We start from the raw sequence: 15,898 nt of genomic DNA, 5'->3' as shown, positions 1-15,898 counted from the left end.
ACAGTTATTGTTTTTATGGCAAAAAAATAAGAGGTCAGAACAAAGGTTCTGCCTCATTTTATACGATTTACAGAAAAAGATTTAGCGCAGCTATTTATTAGAATTTTTTAGCTCCTGTTTTGCTCTCTTAAACTTCTTGACAGAAGAAGTCCGATGATAAGCTCTGATGTTTCGTTTGTTATATGCCGGGCGATACCGGTCTTTAGGAACTTCCTGCCAGTCGGTTAAAAGAGCTAAAGAATGGTACTGCTGAACGTAGTCATCACATTCTTCACACCAGCGCTGATCATTTTCATCCCAAAAGGCCGTCATGATATTGCTGTGGCTGTTAAAAGTGGAATAAGAACGGTATAATTCTATCCATTCCTTTTTATAGCATTTCAGAGCCTCATAATAATGGCTAAATTCATAAAATTGAACAATATCATCACTCCAGCCATCCAAGAACCACCAAGGCTCTAAATCGCCATACATTTTTATTACTTGATACATAACTTTACTTCCTTAGTACTCTTATTATATAGGAAAAGCTATATTTTTTAAAAATTTTTGCTCATTTATGAGAAAGATTAGAAAATTAATAGAAAAGCCCTGCTAAGCAGGACCTTTTTTTATTTTGTAGTGAGGCTTTCATCATCAGTTTCGACTTCTTCAATTACTTCGACTTCATTAATAGCCTGTGGCTCAATATTGCGATAGCGAGCCATACCAGTACCAGCCGGAATAATTTTACCAATAATAACATTTTCCTTAAGACCAAGGAGATGGTCTTTCTTACCGCGAATAGCAGCATCTGTAAGTACACGGGTTGTTTCTTGGAAAGAAGCAGCTGATAAGAAGGAATTTGTTTCAAGGGAAGCCTTGGTAATTCCCATGAGAACTGGACGGCTTGTTGCAGGAATACCTCCAGCAATAACAATGTCCTTATTGGCATCTGTAAAGTCTGCAATATCCATCAAAACACCTGGAAGAAGATCTGTGTCTCCTGGATCCATGACACGTACTTTACGCAGCATTTGACGAACCATAACTTCAACGTGTTTATCGCCAATTTCTACCCCTTGGCTGCGGTAAACTTTTTGTACCTCTGCCAGTAAGTAAGTTTCAACAGATAAGGTATCACGAACTTCTAGCAAATGTTTAGGCTGGATAGAACCTTCAGTCAACGGTGCTCCGCGGTGAACTTCATCTCCCACTTCAACTTTCATGCGAGCTGTAAATGGTACAGTGTACTCACCTTCACCTGTTGCACCTTTGACGTAAACCTTCTTAGTGCGGGTAGCAGCATCCTCTTCAATATCCGTAACTTGACCTTTAACCTCTGTGATAACAGCTTCCCCTTTAGGATTGCGGGCTTCAAAGATTTCTTGGATACGAGGAAGCCCCTGAGTAATGTCAGCATTGGAAGCAACACCACCCGTGTGGAAGGTACGCATCGTCAGCTGTGTACCTGGTTCACCGATAGATTGGGCAGCAATTGTTCCAACTGCTTCACCCACTTCAACAGCATCACCTGTTGCTAGGTTGATACCATAACAGTGGCGGCAGACACCATGGCGAGTATTACATGTAAATACTGAACGGATAGTTACCTCAGTCACACCAGCCTCAACAATCTTGCGAGCCATGTCTTCAGTGATTAACTCATTAGCTCCAATGATAACTTCACCAGTCTCTGGATGTTTAACTGTCTTCTTAGTGTAACGGCCAGAAAGGCGTTCTTCAAGTGTCTCAGTTACTTCTTTACCATCAGTAATGGCCGTAATCGTCAAACCGCGGTCAGTTTTACAATCATCTTCACGGATAATAACATCTTGAGCAACGTCAACCAAACGACGAGTCAGATAACCAGAGTCAGCAGTCTTAAGCGCTGTATCAGTCATACCTTTACGCGCACCATGGGTTGAGAAGAACATTTCCAAGACAGATAAACCTTCACGGAAGTTAGACAAGATAGGCAGTTCCATAATACGTCCGTTAGGAGCAGCCATCAGTCCGCGCATACCGGCAAGCTGAGAGAAGTTAGAGATATTACCACGCGCTCCAGAGTCCATCATCATAACGATTGGATTTTTAGAATCCTGCGTTTCAACCAGACGTTCTTCCAGTTTTTCCTTGGCATCACGCCAAGTTGCTGTAACAGCTTCATAGCGATCCTCATCCGTCATGAGTCCACGGCGGAAAGCTTTGGAAATTTCTTCAACGCGATGGTGAGCCGCATCGATAATTTCTTGTTTATTGTCAATGACCGGAATATCTGCAATTCCCACTGTCAAACCAGCTAGGGTTGAATGGTAATAGCCAAGATCTTTCAAGCGGTCAAGGAAGGCTGAAGTTTCCGTTGTACGGAAGCGTTTAAAGATTTCAGCGATAATATTTCCAAGATTTTTCTTTTTAAATGGAATGTTTAAGTCAAGATTTTTAATAACTTCCTTGATGTCAGAACCAGGAGCTAAGAAATACTTATCGGGCGTTTTATCTGTTAAGTTGGCATTATTTGGTTCTTGAAGATAAGGAAGGTCTGCTGGCATAATGTCATTAAAGAGAATTTTACCAACAGTTGTAATCATGATTTTATGTCTTTGCTCATCTGTCCACGGTTTATCAGACATACTGTCAACAGCAATACCCACACGGCTGTGGAGATGTACATAACCATTACGGTAGGCCATAACAGCTTCGTCACGATCTTTAAAGACCATACCTTCGCCTTCACGACCAGCATCTTCCATTGTCAGATAGTAGTTTCCAAGAACCATGTCCTGAGAAGGTGTTACGACTGGCTTCCCATCTTTAGGGTTCAAGATGTGTTCAGCAGCCAGCATCAAGAGGCGGGCTTCGGCCTGAGCTTCTTCTGACAGCGGCACGTGAATAGCCATTTGGTCTCCGTCAAAGTCGGCATTGTAGGCTTCACAGGCAAGCGGATGGAGTCTGAGTGCTTTACCATCAATCAGAACTGGTTCAAAAGCTTGAATACCAAGTCTGTGAAGGGTCGGTGCGCGGTTAAGAAGAACAGGATGCTCTTTAATAACTTCTTCGAGAATATCCCAAATACGGTCATCTCCACGTTCGATCAAGCGTTTTGCTGCCTTAACATTTTGTACGATGTCACGGGCAACAATTTCCCGCATCACGAATGGCTTGAAGAGTTCAATCGCCATTTCACGCGGAACACCGCATTGATACATCTTAAGTGTTGGACCCACGGCAATAACGGAACGACCTGAGAAGTCAACACGTTTACCAAGCAAGTTTTGACGGAAACGGCCTTGTTTACCTTTAAGCATATGGCTCAAAGACTTAAGCGGACGACTGCCTGGTCCTGTGATTGGACGGCCGCGGCGGCCATTATCAATCAAAGCATCTACCGCTTCCTGCAGCATCCGTTTTTCATTTTGAACGATGATACCAGGAGCATTTAATTCGAGCAAACGTGCCAAACGGTTATTCCGATTGATGACACGGCGGTAGAGGTCATTTAGGTCAGAAGTTGTAAAACGGCCACCGTCCAATTGCAGCATTGGACGAAGATCAGGCGGAATAACAGGCAGGATGTTAAGCACCATCCATTCCGGTTTGTTACCCGATTTTTGAAAGGCATCGAGAACATCCAAACGGCGAACAGCCTTAACACGTTTTTGACCAGAAACTGTTTTTAATTCTGCTTTAAGCTCAGCAATTTCTGCTTCTAAGTCAACACGTTTCAAGAGGTCTTGGATAGCTTCTGCACCCATTTTAGCAACGAATGATCCTGGACCATATTCTTGAAGTTTTTCACGGTATTCACGTTCAGTTAAAAGAGATTTTGGCTCAAGCGGTGTATCTTTAGGATCAATCACCACATAAGCCGCAAAATAGATAACTTCTTCTAAAGCACGTGGGCTCATATCAAGAGTGAGTCCCATACGAGAAGGGATGCCTTTAAAGTACCAGATATGAGAAACAGGTGCCTTCAACTCAATATGTCCCATGCGTTCACGACGAACTCTGGTACGAGTTACCTCAACACCGCAGCGGTCACAAATAATACCTTTGTAGCGAATGCGTTTGTATTTGCCACAGGCACATTCCCAGTCCTTAGTAGGACCAAAAATAACTTCGTCAAAAAGACCGTCACGTTCTGGTTTCAAGGTCCGATAGTTGATTGTTTCAGGTTTTTTAACCTCGCCGTAAGACCATGAACGGACTTTATTAGGCGAAGCTAATGTGATTTGCATACTTTTAAAACGATTTACGTCAACCACTAATTTTACCTTTCTTATGATTATCAGCAGCTAGACTGCCTAAAATAATTTAAGCAGCTAGCAGTTTACTTATCTCTTATTTTGCGTCGCCATTTGCAAATTCGGCAGCTTCAATAACTTGTTTTTCACGCGCTTTTTCAAGATCATCAACATGCATAACATCTTCATCTTCACCTTCATCAAGATCACGCAGTTCAACTTCCCTGTCATCTTCATCAAGGACACGCATATCAAGTCCAAGCGACTGCAATTCCTTCACAAGGACACGGAATGATTCCGGCACACCTGGTTTTGGAATTGGATTGCCTTTAGTAATGGCTTCATAAGCTTTAAGACGGCCTGTAATATCATCAGATTTGTAAGTTAGAATTTCTTGCAGAACATTTGATGCACCGTAAGCTTCCAGAGCCCAAACTTCCATTTCACCAAAACGCTGTCCACCAAATTGAGCCTTACCACCAAGTGGCTGTTGAGTGATCGTTGAGTAAGGACCGACAGAACGAGCATGGAGTTTATCATCAACCATATGGTGCAGTTTAATCATGTACATAACACCAACAGACACACGATTGTCAAATGGTTCACCAGTACGGCCATCATAAAGAACGGTCTTAGCGTCAGAAGCCATACCAGCTTCTTTAACCGTTTCCCAAAGATCATCGGATGTCGCACCGTCAAAGACCGGCGTAGCAATGTGAATACCAAGATTGCGGGCAGCCATACCAAGGTGAAGCTCCATAACCTGTCCGATATTCATCCGTGATGGCACACCAAGAGGATTCAGCATGATATCAACTGGAGTTCCGTCTGGAAGATAAGGCATGTCCTCAACAGGAACAATACGTGAAACGACACCTTTGTTTCCGTGACGACCGGCCATCTTGTCTCCAACTTTAATCTTACGTTTTTGAGCAATGTAAACACGAACCAGCGTATTAACGCCTGACTGAAGTTCATCACCGTTAGCACGAGTAAAGATTTTAACGTCACAGACAACACCATCTCCACCGTGTGGTACACGAAGGGAAGTGTCACGTACTTCACGCGATTTATCACCAAAGATAGCATGCAGGAGACGTTCCTCAGCAGTAAGGTCCTTTTCACCTTTAGGAGTTACTTTCCCAACAAGAATATCTCCTTCTTTTACTTCGGCACCAATGCGGATAATACCCATCTCATCAAGATCTTTGAGGGCTTCTTCCCCAACATTTGGAATTTCGCGGGTAATTTCTTCAGGACCAAGTTTTGTATCGCGGGTTTCTGATTCAAATTCTTCTAAGTGAACCGATGTATAAACGTCATCTTTAACCAGACGCTCACTCATAATAACGGCATCTTCAAAGTTATAACCTTCCCAAGTCATGTAAGCGACAATAGGGTTTTGGCCGAGAGCCATTTCGCCTTTTTCCATGGAAGGTCCATCAGCAATAAAGTCTCCCTTTTCAACACTGTCACCTAATTTAACAAGTGTGCGTTGGTTATAAGCAGTTCCTGAATTAGAACGGCGGAATTTTGTAATGTTGTAAACATCAAGGGAACCATCTTCACGGCGAACCTCAACCTTATCCGCATCAGAATAAACAACTTTCCCATCATGCTGAGCAATGACCGCCGCACCTGAATCATGAGCAGCCTGATATTCCATACCTGTACCAACATAAGGTGCTTTTGGATCAATCAACGGAACAGCTTGACGCTGCATGTTGGCACCCATAAGGGCACGGTTGGAGTCATCATTTTCCAAGAAAGGAATACATGCTGTCGCAACCGCAACTACCTGTTTAGGCGAAACGTCCATATATTCTACAGAACTTGCTGGGAATTCTTGGTTGTTACCTTGGTGACGTCCCATAACGATTTCTTCAGCAAAAGTACCATCTTCATTAAGTTTTGAATTTGCTTGAGCAACAGTGTATTCATCTTCTTCATCCGCAGTCAGCCATTCAATTTCATTGGTAACCACGCCTGTAGTGCGGTCAACCTTACGATATGGTGTTTGGATGAAACCATATTTGTTCAAATGTCCATAAGAAGACAAGTTGTTAATCAAACCAATGTTAGGTCCTTCAGGCGTTTCAATCGGACACATACGGCCGTAATGAGTGTAGTGCACGTCACGCACCTCGTAACCAGCACGGTCGCGGGTCAAACCACCAGGTCCTAAGGCAGACAAACGACGCTTGTGTGACAGTTCAGAAAGCGGATTGTGCTGATCCATGAACTGTGACAACTGAGACGAACCAAAGAATTCTTTGATAGCTGCTGTTACAGGACGAATGTTGATGATCTGCTGCGGTGTAAGCACTTCGTTGTCTTGAACAGACATGCGTTCACGAACATTACGCTCCATACGTGCCAAACCAATACGGAATTGGTTAGCCAAGAGCTCGCCAACCGCACGGATACGACGATTTCCCAAATGGTCAATATCATCAACTTTTCCGAGACCTTCTGCCAGATTAAGGAAATAAGACATTTCAGCCAAAATATCAGCAGGTGTCAGGTGGCGTACCTTATCATCAGGATTAGCATTACCGATAATGGTGATAACACGATCTGGATCATTAGGAGCAACGACTTTAAATTTTTGCAGAACAACAGGTTCTGTCAGTACAGCGTACTCATTAGGTGTGTAAACAATCTTGTTGAGATCACCATCGAGGTGTTCAGAAATAGATTCGATCACACTGCGAGTCATCTCAGTTCCTGATTCAACCAAAATCTCACCAGTTTCAGGATCCACCAAATTTTCAGCAATAATTTGGTTCAACAGGCGGGTTTTAATATTTAACTTTTTGTTAATCTTATAACGGCCAACAGCTGCCAAATCATAGCGGCGAGCATCAAAGAAACGAGCAATCAAAAGGCTGCGCGAGCTGTCAGCTGTCTTAGGTTCACCTGGACGAAGACGTTCGTAAATTTCTTTAAGAGCTTCGTCGGTCCGAGAATCATTTGGATTTTTGTGAATATCTTTCTCAATAGTATTGCGAACCAGTTCGCTGTCCCCAAAGATATCAAGAATTTCATCATCGCCAGAAAAACCAAGAGCCCGCACAAGCGTTGTAAATGGAATTTTACGCGTCCGGTCAATTCTCGTATAGGCAATATCCTTAGAATCCGTTTCAAGTTCAAGCCAAGCACCGCGGTTAGGAATAACAGTTGAACCATAACCAACTTTCCCATTTTTATCAACTTTATCATTAAAGTAAACACCTGGTGAACGAACTAACTGAGATACAATAATCCGCTCAGCACCATTGATAATGAACGTTCCCATTTCAGTCATCAGCGGGAAATCACCAAAGAAGACTTCTTGAGTCTTGATTTCACCAGTCTCTTTATTAATCAGGCGGAAGGTTACAAAAATCGGTGCTGAATAATGCGCATCATGAGCACTCGCTTCTTCCAAGGTATACTTAGGTTCCTTAAATTCATACCCTACAAACTCAAGTTCCATGGTTTCTGTAAAGTTTGAAATAGGGAAAACATCCTCAAATACTTCCTTAAGACCAGTATCCAAAAAGTCTTTGAATGAGTCTGTTTGAATCTCAATCAAATTAGGTAAATCAAGAACTTCTTTGATTCTTGAAAAACTGCGACGAGTACGGTGTTTACCGTATTGAACTTCATGTCCTGCCAAGTTTTAGCTCCTTCTTCTTTCTAGACCTCTAAAAAGGTCAAAACGTTAGCAAATTTGCCGTTTGTGATAATTTTTAGAATCTTTAAATATCCGTTACAAATAAGCGTTTTTTGCAAAATTAGGCACAAAAAGAGCAGCTAAATCTGACTCATTAAAGTTTGATTTAACTGCTGTAAGCTCCAACTGGACAATATTTCAGTCAGAACAGACGACAAATACTTATCAATCATTATACACTATATTACTACAGCTGTCAAGCTACTTTACTTACCTCCAATGCTTGACCAGGCCTTTTGGTAGTCGCTGTCTGTACCACCTATGGCAAATTTATAAACAGTATTTCCAGGACCATTTTTAGCCCAGTAACTTGTAGTGGTTGCACCGCTGACAGAAATATTCTTTCCGTTAACATTGACAGTTGCAGGTTTCAAACCTGTTGACTTCAGAACATTGGCTTTAATAACACTAGGATCAAGACCAAAACGCTGATCAACTCCTAAAACAGAAGGATCTGCTTGATTGATAGCATTGACCAAGTGCGCCATATATTGGGCATTGTTGTTATAACCCGACATTGCACTTAAAGAAGTATTGTTATCATGACCAGCCCAACCGCCAAGAGTTGTTTTAGGAGTAGACAGAATTAACCAGACATCAGTGTAATCATCTGTCGTTCCTGTCTTTCCGGTCCAATCGGCTCCTGCCAGTCCTGGATTAAGCGCCTTTAGCTTGTCCTTAAAGGTTGTTGTCTTACCAGAACTAATCGGACCCTTCAGCAAATCGCTTAAAATGCTAGCTGTGGCCTTAGAATAGACACGAACTGGTTTAGGATTGTGCTGATAAATAACCTTGCCTTGACTGTCAGTAATTTTTTCAACCATATATTGCTTTTGATAGACACCGCCATTAGCAATCGTTTGGTAGCCATTGGTTTGCTGAGCAACCGTTGTCTCAACCCCTCCACCTAAAGGAAGACTTTCGATATAATATTCAGGAATATGGTAGTCCATTTTTTCCATATAATTTGGAACATCGATTCCTTTTTGCAGCAAGGTTTGATAAGTCCAATAAGCCGGGATATTCCATGAAACATCCAATGCTTCCTGCAAGTTGACCATAGCCGTCCCTTCATCACCAGCGTGCATAATTTTCTGACCACTGGCAAAGGTGGCAGGATAATTTGATAGCATACTTGCACTTCCTATAAGCCCTTGATCAATAGCAGGTCCATAGGCCAATAAAGGCTTGATACTGGATCCAGGTGATCTTGCCGTATCAAAAGCATGATTGTTTTGATTATTTTTATAATCACGGCCGCCTACAAAACCAAGGACTGCTCCGCTGGAATTGTCCATAAGAACATTTCCAACTTCAACCTTTCCTGTTCCGTCATCAAGGGAGCCGCCATGTTGAGCAACTGCTGCCTGCATGGCATTATAAACTTTTTTATTGATTGTTGTTGTAATGGTGTAGCCGCCTAAACGCAGCTCTTTCAGAGCCTTGTCTTTATAGGCCTCCTTGGTTTTATCATTCTTTAAATCCTGTGCAGAAACCTTATCCCTTTTAATAAGATAATCATACATAGCCTGCTGTGCTTCTTCAAAAACAGAATAGTATAAATAATCATGAGAATCTTCTTGGGCTGGCTGCGGTTTTTTAAAGTCCTTTTTAAGATCGTATTTTTTATAACTTTCATAGTCAGCCTTGGACAGGGCACCCGTACGATACATGTTGTACAGCACATTTCGTGAACGTTTTAGCCCTAAGTCCATATCTTTATCTGCCTTAAATTTGCCATCAGCTGTGTAAGGAGAATACATAATAGGACTTTGAGGCAAACCTGCCAAAAAAGCCGCTTGAGGAATGGTTAAATCTTTAGCAGCAACACCAAAAATTCCCTTAGCCGCCTCTTCAACTCCTGCAATGTTCTGCCCCTTATTATTACGGCCAAAAGGAGAAACATTGAGATAAGTGGTCAGAATTTTATCCTTGTCCTCATAGCGCTCAAGCGCAAGGGCGTAAATGATTTCCTTGGTTTTACGTTTAAAGGTGGGATCATCTCCCAAGACCTGCTGTTTTAAGAGCTGCTGGGTCAAAGTTGAACCACCGCTGTTTTCACCCAGTCCCAAAACCGAGGCAAGCGTTGCCCGAAAGACTGCTTTTGGAACAACGCCATGGTGTTCCTTGAAATTTTCATCTTCCGTTGCAATAACAGCTTTTTTCACATTTCCCGAAATATCCCTGCTATCTACCGGTGTCCTCAGTAAATCTGTATCAATCGTCGCAATTAAAGACTTATCAGAATAGGTCATTTTAGAGATTCTGGTCAATGTATTGACCTGTTTAACCAAGGCTTCCTTATCCGGAATCTTCACATTTTCAACCTGACTTGCCAGATACCCCAATCCCGTACCAACACTTAAAAAGATAAGGAAAAGAACAAGAATATAAGTAAAGTCTGACAAGAGTTTAAGGGTACGCAAAAAGACAGAGCCAATATCCAAATAATCAGCTCGTTTTAGTTCCTTTAATTTTAAATTTTTAATCCTTAAGTGTCTTACATTAATTTTTTTAAAATTAGGCTTTTTGATTGTCAGCTTTTTTAATGTTTTTTTTATCTTGTCTAGCAGGGACATAGTAATACCTCATTTTACATTATATCAAATTTATTATTTTTAACATAGTCATTATTTAAATAGGTTTAATGCTCATCTTCTTTATAAGAACTTGCGCTGCCCCTCTGATTTTTGATATAATGCTTTGTAATGTTATAAGAATATGGAGAAAAGCTATGACTATTTTTGAAGAACTTAAAGCACGCGGCTTAGTCTTTCAAACTACCGATGAAGAAGCCCTGAAAAAAGCCTTGAATGAAGGGCATGTCTCTTTTTATTCAGGCTATGATCCAACAGCAGATAGTCTTCATCTAGGTCATCTGGTACCGATTTTGGTCATGAAGCACCTGCAGCTAGCTGGACATAAACCTTATCCGCTTGTAGGGGGAGCTACCGGATTGATTGGAGATCCTTCTTTTAAAGATGATGAACGCAGTCTTCAAACCAAAGAAACCGTAGAAGGCTGGGTTCAAAGCATCCGCAGCCAGTTAGAACGCTTTATTGATTTTGAAAACGGCAACAATAAGGCTCAGATGGTCAACAATTATGACTGGTTTGAATCAATCAGTTTCGTTGATTTCCTGCGTGATGTTGGCAAATATTTTACAGTCAATTACATGATGAGCAAGGAATCTGTGAAAAAACGCATTGAAACCGGAATTTCTTACACTGAATTTGCTTATCAGATTATGCAAGCTTACGATTTTTATGTTCTTAATCAAAAATACGGTGTTACCTTGCAAATCGGCGGTTCTGACCAATGGGGCAATATGACATCAGGTACTGAATTGCTCCGCCGCAAAGCTGATGCACAGGGTCACGTGATTACTGTTCCTTTAATCACAGATGCTACTGGTAAAAAATTTGGTAAATCAGAAGGCAATGCTGTCTGGCTTGATGCTGACAAGACTTCTCCTTATGAAATGTATCAATTCTGGCTGAATGTTATGGATGCTGATGCTGTACGTTTCCTGAAAATTTTCACTTTCCTGAGCTTGGATGAAATCGAAGACATTCGTACCAAATTCGAAGCAGCTCCTCATGAACGTTTAGCACAAAAAACACTGGCAAAAGAAGTTGTCACCTTTGTTCACGGAGAAGAAGCTTATAAAGAAGCCGTAAAAATTACCGAACAGCTCTTTGCAGGAAATATCAAGAGCCTTTCTGCTAAAGAACTCAAACAAGGTCTCAGCAATGTACCTAACTACGCCGTAAAACCAGAGGATAGTCTCAATATCGTTGATATTTTGGTTGCCACTGGCATTGTCAATTCTAAACGTCAGGCTCGCGAAGATGTGCAAAACGGTGCTATCTATCTTAACGGTGAACGTATCCAAGATTTAGACTACAGTTTATCTGAGCAAGATAAAATTGACAATGAATTAACTGTCATCCGCCGCGGTAAGAAAAAATATTTTGTCTTAACTTATTAATAACCTAATAAAAAAAGTGACCTAAAATCAATTTCTAAAGAATTTTGATTTTAGGTCACTCTTTTTTAATCTTTTATCAGCCGATTAAGCAGGCCAACAAGCAAGAAAATAGCAATAAAAATCATGGTTATCGTTGCACTGGCAGGGGTTTCGGCCAAATAAGAAATAAAAATTCCAGAAACCATTCCAACAAAACCAATCAAGATTCCTAGAGTAATAACCGTTTTAAAGCTTTTTCCCAATCGCATCGCAATACTGGCAGGCAAAACCATAATGGTTGACACCAAAAGCGCACCGGCTGCTGGAATCGTTAGAGCAATTGCCACTCCTGTAACAACATTGAACAAAACGGACATCAGCCGAACAGGCAGCCCATCAACAAAAGCAGTATCCTCGTCAAAAGTCAGAATATACATAGGACGAATAAAGCAAACAGTCAGAATTAAAACAATAGCAGCAATTGCAAATAAGGCCACTACCTGCTCAAGGCTAATCGTAATAATAGAACCAAAAAGATATTGCTCCAGACTGACATTACTGCTACTTCCAGCCTTGCTCATAACAATTAAGGAGAGGGCCAAGCCCATAGACATCAGAATGGCTGTTGCAATTTCCATATAATGGCGGTAAACCGTTCGCAAATACTCAAGCACAACAGCAGCCAAAGTGACCACTAAAAGTGTCGTCCAGGTCGGAGAAATCCCCAGTAGGACCCCAAAAGCAACACCAGCTAAAGAGACGTGACTCAAAGTATCGCTCATCAGGCTTTGCCTACGCAAAATGAGAAACAGACCTAAAATTGGAGCAAAAAGACTGATAGCAGCAACAGCAAGTAAGGCCCGCTGCATAAAGTCATAAGCCAGTATCTCACTCAACATTATCCTTTTCCCCCTTATCTTTTTCATGAATATTAAAACAACGCCAAGGCAGGTTTTGATTCCTCACCAAATGAATATTTCGATCGGCGTACTTCTTAACTTCTTCAGGATCATGCGTAATCATCAATACTGCCTTATTATGCTGATGAGCACTGTGATGCATTAGCTCATAAAAAGTTTCTGTTGTTCCTGCATCCATGCCTGTCGTGGGCTCATCCAGCACAAAAATATCAGGATCACTAGCAAACATTCTAGCAATAACCGCACGCTGCTTCTGACCGCCGGAAAGACTGCCAATAGGCTTATGCCGATTTTCCCACATGCCAACCGACTCTAAGCTAACCTTAATATGCTCCTCATCATGCTTTGTCAACCTTCTGAACCAGCCATTTCTAGGATAACGGCCTGATTTAACAAATTCGTAAACGGTGCTTGGAAAACCAGCATTAAAACTGGCAATCTGCTGAGGCAGATAGGCCAGACGTAACTTTTTACCAGCCACGTTTTTTTTAGAGAATACTACAGAACCAACCTTGGGCTTTAAAATACCCAGTGTTGCTTTAATCAAAGTTGACTTGGCAGCTCCATTTTCACCCGTTAAAGTGACAAATTCGCCGCTGTCTAAATGATAAGTAATTCCCTCTAAAACGGGTTCAGCATCATATTGATAAGATAGATCTTTTACTGTAATATATCGCACAGCTACCCCTCTAATTCCTTGGTCAAAGCCTTTAAAAAGCGATTGACAATGGCTTGCTCTTCTTTGGAAAATGTTTCTAATAGACGATCATAAACCGACAAAGTCATAGCATGATGGTGCTCATGCTCCTTAGCAACAGGTTTGGCAGCTTCCGTTAAGCTGAAATAAGTAACCCTAGCATCATCCTTATCTTTTATCGGCTCAAGCATTTCCTGCTTAACAAGAGATTTGACTGCTTTTGTCACTGCTGCCTGACTCACATTCAAGCGTTTAGCCAAATCTGAATTGGTCAGATTTTCCTGCGAGAGCAGCATTAAAATATGCTCTTGAGTATTGGTCAGCTTGACACCACTTTGACAAGAACCAATCAATAATTCATGCTGGTTTTCAGCCTTTAAAAGAATCTGATTGATTAAATGATCAACTTCCTGTCCCAATGCCATAATCTCTCCTCCTTTTAATTAACCAGTTAATTATTCGCTGTTTCATTTTATCATAAATAAAAAAAAGAATCAAATGAATTTGAAACTTTTTATAACATTCTTACCTTATAGACTTCTTTGCAAAAGCCTTTCATACTGTTAACAATACGGTCTGCACGATTTTCTGTTTGACAAAGGGCAAAAACAGTTGGCCCACTTCCTGTCATTAAAGAAATATCAGCACCGCATTTATTCATACGATCCTTAATCTTTTGGATAAAAGGCTTTCTGGCAATGGTAATATCTTCAAGTGAATTCCCCATAAACTGCAGCACATCCTCATAAGAACCCGTCAGTATAGCATCTTTTAAAGCAGAAATATCAACTCGGGAGATAATTTTAGTATCAATCTCTTTGAAAATAGTTCTTGTTGAAATACCAAAATCAGGCTTAACCAAAACGACCCAGGCCGATAAAGCACAAGGTAGTTTTTGTACAATCTCCCCCTTGCCTGAAATAAGAGCACAACCGCCTTTGATACAATAAGGAACATCACTTCCAATTTCAAATCCTATTTCAATCAACTCTTCTTCTGATAAATTGAGATTCCATAAACGATTGAGAGCCCGTAAGGTTGCAGCAGCATCACTAGAGCCCCCGCCTAAACCAGCACATATGGGAATAGATTTCTGAAGTGATATTTCAAGACCAGTGCTGATTTGATAACGTTCCTTCAAAAGCTGGGCAGCCTTATAGACATCATTTTTACTGTTTAGAGGCATCTTGCAGCTATTTGAATTTACGATGACCTGATCTTCAGCAATTTCAGTAATCGTAACATAATCATTTAAATCAACACTAACCATAATCATTGACAGTTCGTGAAAACCATCCTGACGCTTGCCGGCAATGTCAAGACCAAGATTGATTTTAGCAGGAGCTTTTTCAATAATTTCCATAGCATGCCTTTCTTGCGAATGATTATATTAATTATACCAAAAACTTCACTTATATGGTTCATCTAGTTGTATAAAAACAGACTTTTCCTATTTCAACAATCTTTAAAGGCAGTTAAATATACTATAAAAAAAGCTGAGATAATTTTACCACAGCTTATTCAAATTATATCCTTGGCTGACTACTCTTGGCAATAAGAAATCGATAGCAAAAGCCCCTAAATTTTAGTCAGATTTGATTAACCTCATTTATGATAATTCTTCCCCTTTTTACAATAAGATAATCAGATCTAAACACAGGACAGCTCAGTCCCCCTTTAAACTCATATCGCCAAAATCGCTTAACTTTTCTTTGAGATCCTTAAGCATTTTCTGTCTTCCTAAAAAGCGTTCTCCTGCGATTAAACGCTCAAACTGTTCTTGCTGCGCCTCATCCAAATTTTCCTTATAGGCCGTTAAGCAATCACAAAATAAAACATACTCATCCAGCTGCATGCCTGCATTTGAAACACAGTGAGCCACTTCGCTGATTTCATCGTAAGGCATTTTATTAAAACGGCGTTTTTGACTTTCTTGCTGACGCAAAATATCTTTAACATAGTTAGAAAACCTTGTTTTAAAATAAACATAAAGCTTTGTGTCATCTCTGGTTAATTCTGGATGTTCTTTCAACAATTGATGTAAAACTAGCATCCCCTCTTGCTGCCAGTCTTCTCGCGTCCACAGTTTAATAAAGTAATAGCGCTGCAATTTAAAAATAATTGGCTTAACTTTATTAAAAGCAATTTCAAAATCTTCTTCCATTTCACAACGTCCTCCTTTATGTGATGACAACATTATAAAACGAAAGCAATTTTAAGAACAGGACATTTATGTCCCATTTTTATCAAACACAAAAAGCACCTCACTCAAGGTGCTCTAAACTACATATACTCCGGCAGTAGGACTCGAACCTACGACATCATGATTAACAGTCATGCGCTACTACCAACTGAGCTATGCCGGAATTT

At 40.8% G+C, this 15,898-nt stretch carries 10 protein-coding genes and 1 tRNA gene; 1 reads left to right on the top strand and 10 read right to left on the bottom strand.

Features of this window, described 5'->3' with window-relative positions; all coding sequences use genetic code 11:
• Window positions 1-90 precede the first annotated feature (90 nt).
• The 4 genes from SCSH_RS07235 to pbp1b all read right to left on the bottom strand — a co-directional run bounded on the left by SCSH_RS07235 (window position 91) and on the right by pbp1b (window position 10,520).
• The gene (locus tag SCSH_RS07235) at window positions 91-492 is read right to left on the bottom strand and encodes a DUF1033 family protein (protein WP_057491217.1); all 402 of its coding nucleotides are present in this window, start codon (window positions 490-492) and stop codon (window positions 91-93) included.
• A gap of 119 nt (window positions 493-611) precedes the next feature.
• Window positions 612-4,244: a DNA-directed RNA polymerase subunit beta' gene (gene rpoC, locus SCSH_RS07230; RefSeq protein WP_057491216.1), complete on the bottom strand. Its 3,633-nt coding sequence runs from the start codon at window positions 4,242-4,244 to the stop codon at window positions 612-614.
• A gap of 76 nt (window positions 4,245-4,320) precedes the next feature.
• Window positions 4,321-7,884: a DNA-directed RNA polymerase subunit beta gene (gene rpoB, locus SCSH_RS07225; RefSeq protein ID WP_057491215.1), complete on the bottom strand. Its 3,564-nt coding sequence runs from the start codon at window positions 7,882-7,884 to the stop codon at window positions 4,321-4,323.
• Between the two features lie 263 nt (window positions 7,885-8,147).
• Window positions 8,148-10,520 (bottom strand): penicillin-binding protein PBP1B, encoded by a 2,373-nt coding sequence (gene pbp1b / locus SCSH_RS07220; RefSeq protein WP_057491214.1) that lies wholly within the window; start codon window positions 10,518-10,520, stop codon window positions 8,148-8,150.
• 155 nt (window positions 10,521-10,675) lie between these two features.
• Here pbp1b and tyrS point away from each other — a divergent pair, with 155 nt between their 5' ends.
• Window positions 10,676-11,932 carry a tyrosine--tRNA ligase gene (gene tyrS, locus SCSH_RS07215; protein WP_057491213.1) on the top strand — a complete coding sequence of 419 codons (1,257 nt, stop codon included), beginning with the start codon at window positions 10,676-10,678 and terminating at the stop codon, window positions 11,930-11,932.
• A gap of 65 nt (window positions 11,933-11,997) precedes the next feature.
• Here the strand turns inward: tyrS and SCSH_RS07210 are convergent, their stop codons facing one another.
• The 6 genes from SCSH_RS07210 to SCSH_RS07185 all read right to left on the bottom strand — a co-directional run bounded on the left by SCSH_RS07210 (window position 11,998) and on the right by SCSH_RS07185 (window position 15,894).
• Window positions 11,998-12,810, bottom strand: a complete 813-nt coding sequence (locus SCSH_RS07210) for a metal ABC transporter permease (protein WP_057491212.1) — start codon at window positions 12,808-12,810, stop codon at window positions 11,998-12,000.
• Complete coding sequence (locus SCSH_RS07205; protein ID WP_057491211.1) at window positions 12,800-13,510, bottom strand: metal ABC transporter ATP-binding protein; 711 nt, start codon at window positions 13,508-13,510, stop codon at window positions 12,800-12,802. Before SCSH_RS07205 ends, SCSH_RS07210 begins: the two co-directional genes overlap by 11 nt.
• 2 nt (window positions 13,511-13,512) lie before the next feature.
• On the bottom strand, window positions 13,513-13,953 hold the full coding sequence (locus SCSH_RS07200; protein WP_057491210.1) for a zinc-dependent MarR family transcriptional regulator: 441 nt from the start codon (window positions 13,951-13,953) through the stop codon (window positions 13,513-13,515).
• A gap of 89 nt (window positions 13,954-14,042) precedes the next feature.
• Complete coding sequence (gene ispE, locus SCSH_RS07195) at window positions 14,043-14,891, bottom strand: 4-(cytidine 5'-diphospho)-2-C-methyl-D-erythritol kinase (RefSeq protein WP_057491209.1); 849 nt, start codon at window positions 14,889-14,891, stop codon at window positions 14,043-14,045.
• A gap of 303 nt (window positions 14,892-15,194) precedes the next feature.
• Window positions 15,195-15,692: a sigma-70 RNA polymerase sigma factor region 4 domain-containing protein gene (locus SCSH_RS07190; RefSeq protein ID WP_057491208.1), complete on the bottom strand. Its 498-nt coding sequence runs from the start codon at window positions 15,690-15,692 to the stop codon at window positions 15,195-15,197.
• A 128-nt stretch (window positions 15,693-15,820) separates the two neighbouring features.
• Window positions 15,821-15,894 (bottom strand) — tRNA-Asn (locus SCSH_RS07185).
• Window positions 15,895-15,898: the final 4 nt, after the last annotated feature.

It is taken from the genome of Streptococcus orisasini (genome assembly GCF_001431045.1).
Taxonomy (GTDB): Bacteria; Bacillota; Bacilli; order Lactobacillales; family Streptococcaceae; genus Streptococcus; species Streptococcus orisasini.
Note: the sequence above shows the minus strand (reverse complement) of the source record. Positions and strands in the feature narration are given on the sequence as shown.